This window comes from Kribbella sp. NPDC050470, from assembly GCF_044458365.1.
GTDB lineage: Bacteria > Actinomycetota > Actinomycetes > Propionibacteriales > Kribbellaceae > Kribbella.
Window position 1 is genome coordinate 170,716 of the sequence record NZ_JBITHV010000015.1, and the last position, 12,131, is coordinate 182,846.

At 69.7% G+C, this 12,131-nt stretch carries 14 protein-coding genes; 8 read left to right on the forward strand and 6 right to left on the reverse strand.

Annotation, left to right across the window (positions count from 1 at the left end):
• The first annotated feature begins 137 nt into the window (after window positions 1-137).
• A complete protein-coding gene (locus ACIBGM_RS39440; RefSeq protein WP_396388455.1) occupies window positions 138-461 on the forward strand; it encodes a hypothetical protein in 324 nt (107 codons plus the stop codon).
• Between the two features lie 4 nt (window positions 462-465).
• On the opposite strand, the gene folE is transcribed toward ACIBGM_RS39440, so the two are convergent.
• On the reverse strand, window positions 466-1,077 hold the full coding sequence (gene folE / locus ACIBGM_RS39445) for a GTP cyclohydrolase I FolE (RefSeq protein ID WP_396388456.1): 612 nt from the start codon (window positions 1,075-1,077) through the stop codon (window positions 466-468).
• 75 nt (window positions 1,078-1,152) lie between these two features.
• On the opposite strand from folE, the gene ACIBGM_RS39450 reads away from it, so the two are divergent.
• The gene (locus ACIBGM_RS39450; RefSeq protein ID WP_396388457.1) at window positions 1,153-1,833 is read left to right on the forward strand and encodes a helix-turn-helix transcriptional regulator; all 681 of its coding nucleotides are present in this window, start codon (window positions 1,153-1,155) and stop codon (window positions 1,831-1,833) included.
• Window positions 1,826-2,314, forward strand: a complete 489-nt coding sequence (ybaK, locus tag ACIBGM_RS39455) for a Cys-tRNA(Pro) deacylase (RefSeq protein ID WP_396388458.1) — start codon at window positions 1,826-1,828, stop codon at window positions 2,312-2,314. The genes ACIBGM_RS39450 and ybaK overlap by 8 nt, the downstream gene beginning before the upstream one ends.
• Window positions 2,315-2,321: 7 nt before the next feature.
• Here ybaK and ACIBGM_RS39460 read toward each other — a convergent pair whose 3' ends face one another.
• Genes ACIBGM_RS39460 through ACIBGM_RS39475 form a run of 4 tightly spaced genes read right to left on the reverse strand, consistent with a single transcriptional unit; the run spans window position 2,322 to window position 8,596 of the window.
• Entirely contained in the window at window positions 2,322-4,397 is a 2,076-nt protein-coding gene (locus ACIBGM_RS39460) for a phosphocholine-specific phospholipase C (RefSeq protein WP_396388459.1), read from the reverse strand.
• A 10-nt stretch (window positions 4,398-4,407) separates the two neighbouring features.
• The gene (locus ACIBGM_RS39465; RefSeq protein ID WP_396388460.1) at window positions 4,408-6,414 is read right to left on the reverse strand and encodes a hypothetical protein; all 2,007 of its coding nucleotides are present in this window, start codon (window positions 6,412-6,414) and stop codon (window positions 4,408-4,410) included.
• Between the two features lie 55 nt (window positions 6,415-6,469).
• Window positions 6,470-7,501 (reverse strand): LacI family DNA-binding transcriptional regulator, encoded by a 1,032-nt coding sequence (locus tag ACIBGM_RS39470; protein WP_396388461.1) that lies wholly within the window; start codon window positions 7,499-7,501, stop codon window positions 6,470-6,472.
• Between the two features lie 9 nt (window positions 7,502-7,510).
• Window positions 7,511-8,596, reverse strand: a complete 1,086-nt coding sequence (locus ACIBGM_RS39475) for a 3-deoxy-7-phosphoheptulonate synthase (protein ID WP_396388462.1) — start codon at window positions 8,594-8,596, stop codon at window positions 7,511-7,513.
• A 260-nt stretch (window positions 8,597-8,856) separates the two neighbouring features.
• On the opposite strand from ACIBGM_RS39475, the gene ACIBGM_RS39480 reads away from it, so the two are divergent.
• The 5 genes from ACIBGM_RS39480 (at window position 8,857) to ACIBGM_RS39500 (ending at window position 11,548) form a co-directional block, all read left to right on the forward strand.
• Window positions 8,857-9,366, forward strand: a complete 510-nt coding sequence (locus ACIBGM_RS39480) for a GNAT family N-acetyltransferase (protein ID WP_360521032.1) — start codon at window positions 8,857-8,859, stop codon at window positions 9,364-9,366.
• A 400-nt stretch (window positions 9,367-9,766) separates the two neighbouring features.
• Window positions 9,767-10,321, forward strand: a complete 555-nt coding sequence (locus tag ACIBGM_RS39485; RefSeq protein ID WP_396388463.1) for a histidine phosphatase family protein — start codon at window positions 9,767-9,769, stop codon at window positions 10,319-10,321.
• Entirely contained in the window at window positions 10,314-10,694 is a 381-nt protein-coding gene (gene crcB, locus ACIBGM_RS39490; protein ID WP_396388464.1) for a fluoride efflux transporter CrcB, read from the forward strand. The genes ACIBGM_RS39485 and crcB (ACIBGM_RS39490) overlap by 8 nt, the downstream gene beginning before the upstream one ends.
• Window positions 10,673-11,062: a fluoride efflux transporter CrcB gene (gene crcB / locus ACIBGM_RS39495; protein WP_396388465.1), complete on the forward strand. Its 390-nt coding sequence runs from the start codon at window positions 10,673-10,675 to the stop codon at window positions 11,060-11,062. Before crcB (ACIBGM_RS39490) ends, crcB (ACIBGM_RS39495) begins: the two co-directional genes overlap by 22 nt.
• A gap of 192 nt (window positions 11,063-11,254) precedes the next feature.
• Window positions 11,255-11,548 (forward strand): WhiB family transcriptional regulator, encoded by a 294-nt coding sequence (locus ACIBGM_RS39500; protein ID WP_360521017.1) that lies wholly within the window; start codon window positions 11,255-11,257, stop codon window positions 11,546-11,548.
• A gap of 58 nt (window positions 11,549-11,606) precedes the next feature.
• Here ACIBGM_RS39500 and ACIBGM_RS39505 read toward each other — a convergent pair whose 3' ends face one another.
• Window positions 11,607-12,059: a PLD nuclease N-terminal domain-containing protein gene (locus ACIBGM_RS39505; RefSeq protein ID WP_396388466.1), complete on the reverse strand. Its 453-nt coding sequence runs from the start codon at window positions 12,057-12,059 to the stop codon at window positions 11,607-11,609.
• Window positions 12,060-12,131 lie beyond the last annotated feature (72 nt).

Genomic DNA, 12,131 nt, shown 5'->3' on the forward strand with positions numbered 1-12,131 from the left:
CCTTCCCCGCTGACAGTCGGTATTGTCCCCGGTTTGTGGCGAGCGCCCACCCACGCCGACCACGGGGAAAGGACCATGGCAGCACCCTCAGGCCCACGAAGTTTCCACCCATCAGGTCGTCCCGGCGAGGTCAGCCGGTGAAACCGCAGACTTTCGAACTCGTGCGCTACACAGACATCAGCGGAGTCTCCGGGACCGGCGTCGTGGCGGAAGGGTGCGTCTTCACCGACGGCTCGGTCGCGCTGCGCTGGCACGGCGCGAACCCGTCCACGGCGGTCTGGCCGGATCTCGACTCCATCCTCGCCGTCCACGGCCACTGCGGCGCGACTGTCGTCCGCTGGCTGGACGTGTCCGAGATGGAGCCGATCCCCGGCACCGACCTGCTCCCCGGCGAGCTCGCCCACATCCTCGCCACCGGAAGGCACCCTCAGCACCCGCCGGCGGCGGTGGCCTCGGCCTGACGGGTTACGGCGTCAGGCCGGTCAGGGCGAAGAACTCCTGGCGGGAGCTCAGGTTCTCGCGCAGGACGCCGTGCAGTGACGACGTCACCGTGCGGGAGCCGGCCGCACGGACACCGCGCAGCGACATGCACTGGTGCTCGGCCTCGATCACCACACCGACGCCCTTCGGCGCCAGGTGGTCCTGCAGCCAGTCGGCGACCTGCTTGGTCAGCCGCTCCTGCACCTGGAAGTCGCGCGCGAACAACTCCACCACGCGGGCCAGCTTGGACAGCCCGAGGATCCGGTCCCCCGGCAGGTAGCCGACGTGCGCGACCCCGGTGAACGGCAGCAGGTGGTGCTCGCACAGCGACTGCACCGGGATGTCCTTGGCCAGCACGAGCTCGTCGTAGCCCTCGTCGTTCGGGAACGTGGTGAGCTCGAACTCGCGCGGGGTGAGCATCTCGGCGTACGCGTGCGCCACCCGGCGTGGGGTGTCCGCCAGGTGCGCGCTGTGCGGATCCCGCCCGAGCGCAGCCAGCAGATCGGCGACCGCCCGCTGGGCGGCGGGCAGATCGATCTCCGCGCGACCGGCGACGATGTGCAGAGGGACGGACTCGAGGTCGGCCGAAATCGCCATCAACACACTCCCTGAAAACTCAACGAACGGCCATCATACTGTTCTGCCAACCGATGTTGTCGATAGAATCGGGTCGTGGACTCGTCCTGGGACGCGCAAGTGCAGGCCGTCGCCGTACTCGAGGAACCGACCCGGCGCCGGCTCTACGAGTACGTCGTCGCCCAGCCGGAGCCCGTCGGACGCGACGAGGCGGCGACCGCGCTCGGCATTCCCCGGACGACCGTGGCGTTCCACCTGGACAAACTCACCGAGGAAGGCCTGCTCGCCACCTGCTTCGAGCGCCGCAGCGGACGCTCCGGACCGGGCGCAGGGAGGCCCGCGAAGCTGTACCACCGCTCCGAACGCGAGATCGACCTCACCCTGCCCGAGCGTCAGTACGCCGTTGCCGGCCGCCTGCTCGCCGCCGCCGTCGAGGACGCCGAGGCATCGGGCGGCTCACCTCGCGAGGCCGTGAACCGCCGCGCCCGGGAGTACGGCGAATCCCTCGGCCGGACCGCGGGCGCCGGCTCGGTGGACCAGATCCTCAAGGCGCACGGCTTCGAGCCGCGGCCGGACAAGGACGGCATCGCGCTCGCCAACTGCCCGTTCCAGCGGATCGCCAAGGACCAGCCGCACCTGGTCTGCGGGATGAACCTGCACCTCCTCGCCGGCCTCGTCAGCACCCTCGGCATCCCCTACGAGGCCCGTCTCGAGCCGTCCCCCGGAAACTGCTGCGTCAGGCTGGTTCCGGAGGGCCTAAGCTCGGCGGGTGGCTAAGAGCAAGCAGAGTCAGGGCACGCCGGCGACGGTGGCGCTGACGAAGGCGAAGGTCGAGTTCACCGCGCACACCTACGACCACGACCCGGCGGCGAAGTCGTTCGGCCTGGAGGCGGCCGAGGCGCTCGGGCTCGCGCCGGAGCAGGTGTTCAAGACGCTGCTCGTCGAGGTGGACGGGAAGCTGGCGGTCGGCGTCGTACCGGTCGACAAGCAGCTCGACCTGAAGGCGATCGCGGCCGCCGCCGGCGGGAAGAAGGCAGTGATGGCCGACCCGGCCGCCGCCGAACGCACCACCGGGTACGTCGTCGGCGGCATCAGCCCGATCGGCCAGAAGCGCCCCCTGCCCACCGTCATCGACGCGACGGCCACCGAGCACGCCAAGGTCTACGTGTCCGGTGGCCGCCGCGGCCTCGACATCGGCCTGTCCCCCGCGGACCTGATCACCGTCACCAAGGCCCGCACGGCGGCCATCGCTCGCTAGGTCTGCCTCAGCCGGTGATGCTGGGCTTTCCGGTCTCCAGGTGCCCGGTCAGCCGTCGTCGGTACGACGTGTCCTCGGCCGTCGTGACCTCGACGTCGTACCAGCCGTGGTCGGTCGGCCAGTCCAGCTCGCGGGTCTGCTTGCCGCGCAGCTCCACCGTCACGGTCTTGTTGGTGTAGCCGCGCGCCCGCACTTTCAACGTCAGCGGCTTCCGCGTCGTGTTCACCAGCAAGAGCTCGAGCGACTTGCCGTCCTGCTGCGCGCGGACGTCGAGACCCGCCGCGACGCCGTCCGCCGTTCCGGCCAGCTCGGCCCAGAACCGGTTCGGACCCTGTACGGCGAACTCGTACGGGCCGTCGACCGCGATCGACTCGACACGATCCCGCCGTACGTCGACATGCGCGGGCGCCGGCAGCTCACCGCCGTACGAGTAGATCGCGAAGTGCGCGGACTCGGCACCCTTGTTGCCGAGGGCCAACGTCAACTTGCCATCAGCAACGAACCCGGAAACCGACGGCCGGTAAGGCAGCGCGCGGGCCGGCCGGTGACCGGGCTCCTGCAGCGGCACGGCCTGGTCGGCAGGCGGAGTCGGCCGCCAGCGGGCGATCGGCGCCGGTACCGGGCCGGGCGTGTCCACCGACGGCTGCCGGTAGTCGCGCCCGAAGTCGAACGCCGAGGTGAGGTCGCCGCAGGCGGTCCGTCGCCAGCTGCTGATGTTCGGCTCCTGCACCCCGGTCCAGCGCTCGAGGAACCGGATCACCGAGGTGTGGTCGAACACCTGCGAGTTGACGTGCCCGCCGACCGACCACGGCGAGATGACGGTCATCGGGACCCGCGGGCCGAGGCCGATCGGGCGGCCGTTGTACCAGTCGTCGCCGCTGCCCGAGGTGGGCCGCGGCGCGACCGGCGGCGGGACGTGGTCGAAGTACCCGTCGTTCTCGTCGAAGTTGATCAGCAGCACGGTCCTGGACCAGGTCTCCGGGTCCGAGGCGATCGCGTCGAGCAGGTCGTAGACCAGGTTCGCGCTGCCGACCGGCGTGGACGCGCCGGGGTGCTCGGAGTCGACCGCGGACGGCACCAGCCAGCTGACCTGCGGGAGCTTGCCGGCCTTGATGTCGGCGCGCAGCCGCGGGACCAGCGACTCCGGCTCCGAGCGGTACATGGCCTTGTAGAACAGCTTCTGGTCGGCGGCCGGCTGCTTGGCGACCGCGGCCTCGAGCTGCTTCAGCGCCTCGGCCCGCTCGGCCGGCGTCTTCGCGAACAGCTTGTCGTAGAACTCCTCGGTGGTCCGGTAACCACCCGGGACCGACGCGAGAATGCGGTGCCCGAGCTCCTTGAACGTCTTGAAGTACTCGACCGCGTTGTCGGTGAAGTTGTCCCACTCCTGGTAGATCTGCCACGAGACCCCGGCCTGCTCGAGCCGCTCCGGGTACGCCGTCCAGTCGTAGCCCTTGTGGTCGTAGGAGTAGGCCGCGTTGGTCACGGCGCGCTGCGTCGTACCGGGCTCGTAGCCGGTGGTGCCGGACACGAGGTAGTTGCGGTTCGGGTTGGTGGAGCCGTTGACGGAGCAGTGATAGGCGTCGCAGATCGTGAACGTCTCGGCGAGCTCGTACTGCAGCGGGATGTCGCGGCGCTCGTAGTGGGTCATCGTGGCGGCCGTCTTCGCCTGGACCCAGTCGTCGTTCCAGCCGTTGCCCCAGGCCTGGGTGGCGTCGTTGAACCCGTGCGGCAGGTCGCCGAGGTACTGGATGTCGTCCGGCGCGCGGCCCGCGTCCGCGGCGGCCTTCCGGATCGAGAACGGCAGCACCTCGCCACCGCCGGTCTTCGGCTGGTGGAACACCGTCCTGCCGTTGCGCAGCCGCAGCGGCTGCCGGTCGCCGTACCCGCGCACGCCGCGCAGCGTCCCGTAGTAGTGGTCGAACGAACGGTTCTCCTGCATCAGCACGATCACGTGCTCGACCGCCCGCAGACCACCGCGCCTCACCGGTTGCGCCATCGCCGTGTGCAGCGACGGGGGAAGCAGCGATGCCGCCACGCCCCCGGCCGCCGACCCGAGCACCAGACGCCGAGATATCTCAGTCATGCCCGGGACATTAGGACCGCCCTGTAGCCGCCGAACTGCCAGCAGGTGAACAACCGTCCGACCTCAGCAGCAGCGCCAGTGCCCAGTCCTGGTCGTTGGCGAGCGGGTCGGGGCGGTGCGCCGGGCGGCCGTCGACGCAACTGGGCATCAGGAACGCGCAGGTCGCGTCACCGTCAGTGGTGAAGTCGACCAGGTTGGCGGCGAAGATCCCGGCCGCGGCCCGCTGGTTCTCCGCGGTCCTGAGTACTGCGGGAAGCTGCCGCAGCGCGATCGCGGTCAGCACACTCCAGTAGTGCGGGAAGGTGTCGCCCCACTGCCGGTCGCCGCCGAACCAGTACCCGTCCCAGTGCCGGATGCCGACGTCGCGGAGCCGGACGTGCGGCTGCGGCCCACCGAAGGCCCGGAGCCAGCCGACCGCGGTCCGCAGCGCGGCGAGCGCACGGTCGTCGGGCTGCAGGTCGTAGGAGATCGCCAGCAGACTGACCAGCGGCGCGACCATCGACTGCTCGTACTTGACCTCGTGCGCCGGCAGGTCAGTGCCCAGGGCAACGAACCGGTGCGCGTGGTCGAGCAGAGCCGCACGTAGCGCGTTCGCCCGGTTCGCATCTCCCTTGTCCTCCAGCGCTGCCGCGACCGCGACGACCGCCTCCGGATGCCCGATCGAGAGGTGATCCGCAGTACCCAACGCATAGCTCGACTCCAGCAACGACGCGGCCAGGTCGAGATCCGCGGTGTCGCCGAACAGCGCGAACTGGTCCGCGAAGAAGTGCGCCACCCACGGAGTGTTGTAGAGCCGCAGCGGCTCGTTTCCAGGCTTGCTGCTCCGGTGGATCGACCCGTCGGGCTGAATGAAGCGCTCCCGAGCGAGCCGCGCGTACCCGTGCAACGCCTCGTCGATCGCGGCCGCGTCACCCCAGCCACGCATCCGCGCCTGCTGCAGCAGCACGGCCATGCCGACCCGTTCGGCGCCGTCGGTCCAGTCCGGCCAGGCGTTCTCGGTCTGCCGCAACCGGGTCCGAGTGTCCACCGGAAGGAACGCGAAGCGCTCGGGCTCTGGACGCTCGATCGGCCGATGATCAGCGAGGATCCGCTCGACCCGAGCCTCGACCAACTCCCGAACCGGCGCCAGCAACGCCACCGCCGTCCGGCTCCGCCGCCCATCCCGCTCGAGCTCGACGTACTGCACGCCGTGCACGTCGGCGGTCGGCTCGGCCAGCAGCTTCGTCCCCTCTGCAAGCGCCACCGGTACGGCGCTGCCGACCGGCGCAGTCAACTCCGGCAGCACGGCCGGCGCGTCCGTCGCGCTGATGAAGTCCTCGCGACTGTCGAACCAGCCGATCTCCCAGGCCAGCGTGTAGCTTGCGCCCGGCGCCAGCGAGAGGATCGGCTGGCCGCCGAACGCTTCCGGGTTCCGCGCGTGGTCGGTCGGGTGGACGACGATGTGGCCGCGCACGTCCGACGACGTGTTCCGGTTCCGGGACTCGATCGAGTACGCCCACAGACCGCCCTCTCGGACGATCACGCCGAGCAGCGGTGGCGTTGCCGACATCGGCTCGGCCAGGACCCACGACCACGCTCCCCCGGTGAAGACGTGCGCGTGACAGCTCTGCGCGAGCGCCGACGCGGCTCCGTCGTACACGTCCCGGATCGGCAGGTTGATCGCCAGCCCGGTGAGGTCGATCGCCTCGGCGCCGAGGTTGCTCCAGGTGTAGGACTCGGTGAAGCGGTCGCCGGCCACTCGCCGTACGACGGTCAGGTCGAGGTCTGGCCGTGGTGCGTGCCGGACGGTCACGCTGTCGTGGGACCAGTCGATGCCGGCCACTGTCTGCCAGCGGCCGGATCCCTGCGGTGTGATCACGAAGCCGGTGCCCCAGAAGTGATCGGGGCCGTGCCACGTCTCGCGCGTCTCGTCGAGCAGGTAGATCCGGCCGGGGTCCGCCGGGTGCTCGAACGCCACCGGCCCACCGTCCGGACCGAGCACCACCCGGCCGCCGCCGAACTCGAACGCTCGCCTCACGCCGTCTCCTGTCGATACGTATCGATGTCGACCGTAACACAGCTCCAGGAGGCGATCAGGAGAAGTCGGCGGTGCTCGCCCGGCGGGTGAGGGCCTGCGGCTCGACCACGTGGTGCTTGCCGCCGGCCGCGAGTACTCCGTCCAACCGGTCGAACAGGATCGACATCGCCAGCCTGGACACGGCTCGCGGCTCGGTCGACACGTTGCTGACCGGTGTGCTGTAGGCGACCGCGGTGTCGTCGGTGCACTGCCCGACGAGCGAGAAGTCCCGGCCGGGCACGAGCCGGCGAAGTGCGGCGAGTTGCAGGACCCAGCCGATCACGTTCGGGGTGCGGGCGATGATGCCCAGCCGGTCACCGCTGAACAGTTCGTCGGCCAGCTCGCTGACGCCACCCCATCCCGGACCCGATCGATGCAGCTCAAGCAGGTCGAGGCCGGCTGCCTTTGCCGCCCGGCTCACTCCGCGCTGGAACTCGCCGGCGAAGAAGAACTGCCGCTGCTTCTGCGGCTTCTCCCCGATCAGCACCGCCCGGCGATGCCCGGTGGCGACCAGCTCCGCCACCATCGACTCGCCGGCGCGCCGTGCGTCGTAGTCGACCGAGTCGAGCCCATGGTTGTCGTCCGTGGTCCCGATCAGCACGACCGGCACCCCGAGGTTCGCCACCGTCGCGACCCGGTCGTCCTTGCGCCGGATGTCCATCAGCACGATGGCGTCGCAGATCGACCGGCGGGCCAGCCGGGTCAGTTCCTCGGGGCCGTCGCCGGAGGTGACCAGGATGACGTCGAAGTCCCGCTTGCGGGCCTCCTCGACGACGGTGTCGACGTACGGGAGGGTGTCCGGCACGTCGGTGTGCCCGGACAGCCGGACCACCAAGGCGATGACGTTCGTACGGCGTCCGCGCAGCGCCCGCGCGCCCGCGTTGGGCTGGTAGGTCAGCTCCGCGATCGCCGCCTCGACCCGCTGCCGGGTCTCCGGCGAGATCGGCCGCTTGCCGCTGAGGACGTACGAGACCGTGCTCTGCGAGACACCCGCGAGCGCGGCGACGTCCTTGCTGGTCGGCAGCGACCGATCCCGTCCGGAAGCCATGCCGAGAGCCTAGTGCGCGGTACGGCGTTCCAGCGCGGCCGCCCGGAGTCCATCGAGCACCAACTCCGTGGTGTCCCAGCCCATGCAGGCGTCGGTGATCGACTGGCCGTAGGTCAGCTCCTGCGTCGGGTCCAGGTCCTGGCGGCCTTCGACCAGGAACGACTCCAGCATGACGCCGGTGATCGCGTGGTTTCCGGCCGCCACCTGTCGGCCGATCTCGTCCGCGACCACCGGCTGGCGACGGTGATCCTTGCGGCTGTTGCCGTGGCTCGCGTCGATGACCGCACGCTCCTGCAGCCCGGCCTTGCGCAGCAGCTCCGTTGCACCGGCCACGGAGTCCGCGTCGTAGTTCGGTCCGCTGTCGGATCCGCGCAGTACCAGGTGGCAGTCCGGGTTGCCGCGGGTGTGCAGGATCGCGGGCGCGCCGTCGTGGTCGATACCGGTGAAGACGTGTGGCACGGAGGCGGCCTTGATCGCGTCGACCGCCGTACCGATGCTGCCGTCCGGGCGGTTCTTCATGCCGATCGGCATCGACAGGCCGGACGACAGCTGCCGGTGCACCTGGCTCTCGACCGTGCGCGCGCCGATCGCGCCCCACCCGACGGTGTCGGCGATGTACTGCGGGGTGATCGGGTCGAGGAACTCGCAGCCGACCGGCAGGCCGAGCTCGAGGACCTGCAGCAGCAAGTGGCGGGCGGTGCGCAGGCCGTGGTTCACGTCACCGGAGCCGTCCAGGCCCGGGTCGTTGATCAGGCCCTTCCAGCCCAGGGTCGAGCGCGGCTTCTCGAAGTACACCCGCATCACCACGAGCAGGCCGTCGGACAGCCGCTCGGCGACCGGCTGAAGGCGTTCGGCGTACTCCAGGGCCGCCTTGGCGTCGTGCACCGAGCACGGGCCTACGACGACCAGTAGGCGGTCGTCCACGCCGTTCAGCACGTCGCTCACGGCCTGGCGACCGTCGATCACCCGCTGGGCCAGGGCGTCGCTCAGGGGCAGCTCGTCGTGCAGCGCGAGCGGCGTGATCAACGGGACGGTCTTCTCGATCCGTCTGTCGACGACGGCCGCTTGGCTGGTTCGCTGCGGGAGGGTGTTCATCTGCTGGGATCCTTAGGTCTGGCCGGCCTCGCCAGGAGGATCCTGAGCAGCGCCGGCGGGAACGAGAAAAGGCAAGGACTCATGTCCTTGCCTTCGGGCCGGCTCTGGTGTCTTCGTCTGGGCGTCAGCAGGCGGCTGAGTCGCCCGGCACCGAGGCCGGCCACTCAAAAAATCGCCAATAGCTGCGCTTCACGAGTACGACGATAGCACCCGGCCGAATTGCAGTGGCAACCACCACCCGGACCTGGTTGTCTCATCCCGTGACCATCCGCACTGCCCAGCCGCACGAGCTGCCAACCCTCCAGACCATCGAAGTCGCCGCCGGCGTCCTGTTCCGCGACATCGGCATGACCGACGTCGCGGGGCATCCACCACCGTCGCTGGAGGTTTTCGAGCACTCCCGGCAGGCCGGCCGGCTCTGGGTGACAGCCGACGCCGACGACCGCCCGACCGGCTTCGTCTTCGTGGTGCTCGTCGACGGGGCTGCGCACATCGAGCAGATCAGCGTCCATCCGGACCATCAGGGACAGGGGCTCGGGAGCGCGCTGATCGAGCAGGTGATGTCGTGGGCCGCCGGGCAGGGGTTGCCGGCGGTCACACTCAGCACGTTTCGGAGTGTGCCGTGGAACGCGCCGTACTACGCCCGCCGCGGATTCGTGGAGCTCGGGGAGCTGACGCCGGGTCTGATCGAGCTTCAGGCCGCGGAGGCGGCGTTGGGGCTGGATCCGGCGGAGCGCGTCTTCATGCGCCGGGTCGTTGCTCGCGAGTAACCGCGGGTGGTGTGGGCTCGTTGAGGGCTGCAAGACGGGTCGAGACAGCGAGGAGTGCATCACGGTGGTGAGGCCGCGGACCTTCGAGTTGGTTCGTTATCGGGATCCGAGTGGTGTGTCCGGGACCGGCGTGGTGGCTGAGGGGTGTGTGTTCAGCGACGGGTCGGTGGCGCTGCGGTGGTGCGGCAGCAACCCCGCGACGGCGGTCTGGCCGGACATAGACTCCGTGCTCGCGGTCCACGGCCACCAGGGGGCGACCGAGGTGCGCTGGATCGAGCAGCAGCCCAGGTCCAGCCTGTTCGAAGACCTTCACCAAGTGCGCCCGCCTTCTTCGATCGCCGATCCGCTCCCCGGCAGCCACGCCCGGGGATGGGCAGGCGCTCGTCATCTCAGGTAGAACATGCCCGTGACGCAGATCTACCTGGTCCGGCACGGAGAGCCGGACTACGGACCGGTCGACGCCCGCGGACTGCCCGGGCCGGCGGCCGACTCCGCCCCGCTCACCGCACTCGGCGCCAAGCAGGCGCAGGAGCTTGCGGACCTGCTCAGCGGCATCGGAGCGACCTGCCTCGCCAGCTCGCCGTACACCCGCGCCCTGCACAGCGCCGCGATCATCGGGCACCGGCTGGCCCTCGGTGTCCGGGTCGACTACGACCTGCGGGACTGGCTGCCGGACCACACCGGGTTGTGGCGCGGCGTGGCCGACGTACGGGCCGCACAGGCGGAGTTGGACACGTACGGCGGTGAGTGGCCGGACGGGATCCTGCGTCGCTGGGAGCCGCTGTCCAAGGTCCGCGAACGGGCCCGGGCCGCGCTCGGCCGGCTGGTCGCGATCACCGACGGACCGGTGCTCGCCGTCACGCACGCGATGGTGATCCGGGCGCTGACCGGCGAGACGGGGACGGCCCACGGCGGCCACGAGTACTACCGCTACGATCCAGCGGACGATGTCTGACAGTGGGTTGCCTCGCGTCCTGGGCGTCGTAGCGATCGGCGGGATCATCGGCTCGCTGGCCCGCTACGGGCTCGCTGAGGCGTTTCCCCATGGCTCGGGTGAGTTTCCCTGGGCAACGTTCGCGACGAACGTGCTGGGCTGTTTCGCGATCGGGATCCTGCTCGCGCGGTTGACGCCGCGATCGCACCCGCTGCTCCGGCCGTTCCTCGGCACCGGGATCCTCGGCGGGTTCACGACCTTCTCGACGTTCGCGGTGGACACCGAGAAGCTGCTGCACGGGCATGCGGTCGTTGCCCTGATCTACTTCTTCGGGACACTCGCAGCGGCGTTGCTGGCGGCAACCCTCGGCGAGTGGGTCGGGCGGCCGCGATGAACGTCCTGCTGGTCGCGCTCGGCGCGGCCGTCGGGGCGCCCCTGCGCTTCCTGGTGGACAAGCACATGGTCGGACGGTTGCTCCTCGGCCGGCAGACCGAACCACCGTTGCCCTGGGGAACCTTCGTCGTCAACATTCTTGGCAGCTTCGTGCTCGGGCTGCTGACCGGAGTGAGCGCCCGGACCACGACGTTGCTCGTCGGAGTCGGGTTCTGCGGGGCGTTCACGACGTACAGCACGTTCGCCGCCGAGACGACCGCGCTGGCCGGTTCCGGACATCGCGGGAAAACGTTGCTGAACGTGGTGCTCAACCTCGGCGTGGGCCTGGTGGCCGCCGTACTCGGCGCTCTGCTGGCCTGCAGCAACTGAGTGACTCATGTCACACCAGGTGATGACGTGAACACGCTCACCGCGTGAACAGGGCCCGATTCCCGGCTGCGAGGCCACCTGCCGATAACAAATGGACCGAAGTTCGAGACAACAAGGGTTGAACTCGGTGTGAGTTGAGCATAGTTTTCACGGAGCGCCCGTCCGCGCTCACGGTGAGTCAAGGAGGTTGCCATGTCGAGAGGGATGCCTCGCCTGCCCCGCCCGCTCATGGATCTGTGGGATTGGCAGTCACAGGCCGCGTGCCGCGACGTCAACCCGGAGTTGTTCTTCTCGCCCGAATCGGAGCGTGGCGTTCGCAAGAGGGCCCGCGAGATGGTGGCGAAGTCGCTCTGCGGGACCTGCCCGGTCCGGCCCGAGTGCCGTCAGCACGCCTTGTCGGTCGGTGAACCGTACGGCGTCTGGGGCGGCACCACGGAGTCCGAGCGCGACAACAGCCTCCTGCCCGAGCACCGCAAGTCGGCGTGACGGAGTCGCTACTTCACCACTGAAACCCAGACGGAACCGGTAGGGCCTGCGCGAGAGTTCAGGCCTTACCGTCGTCGGGCTCCGACGTGGTGTTCTCGTCCTGCGGCTTCTTGGGCTGCGGCTTCGGAGGCTTCGGAGGCTTCTTGGGCTCGGGTTTCTCGTCCGGCTCGGACGAGGACTCCGGCTCCGGGTCCTTGGGTGGTTCGGGTGGCTTCACGGTCGTGCGCGGGTCGCGGAAGCGGTCCAGCGACTTGAGGAAGTCCGGATCGTCGTCCGGCGCGACCGGGCGGGTGGGCGGCTTCGGCTGCCGCGCGGCCCGATCGCGACGGCCGAGCTGGTTGCGCAGCATCAGCAGCCACACGATCGGCCCGACGAACGGGACGAACACGATCAGGACGATCCACACCAGCTTGGGCAGGTGCGGCACGTCCTCGTCGGGCGTCTGGATGCAGGAGAACAGCGCATACACGCTGAGCGCCAGGCTGATCAGGAACGGCAGGAATCGAACCACGCTCCAACAGTACGGCGCGCCGCCGAACGCACCCACCTACGGGGCAGCCAGTGGCCAAGCCGTAACCGATAT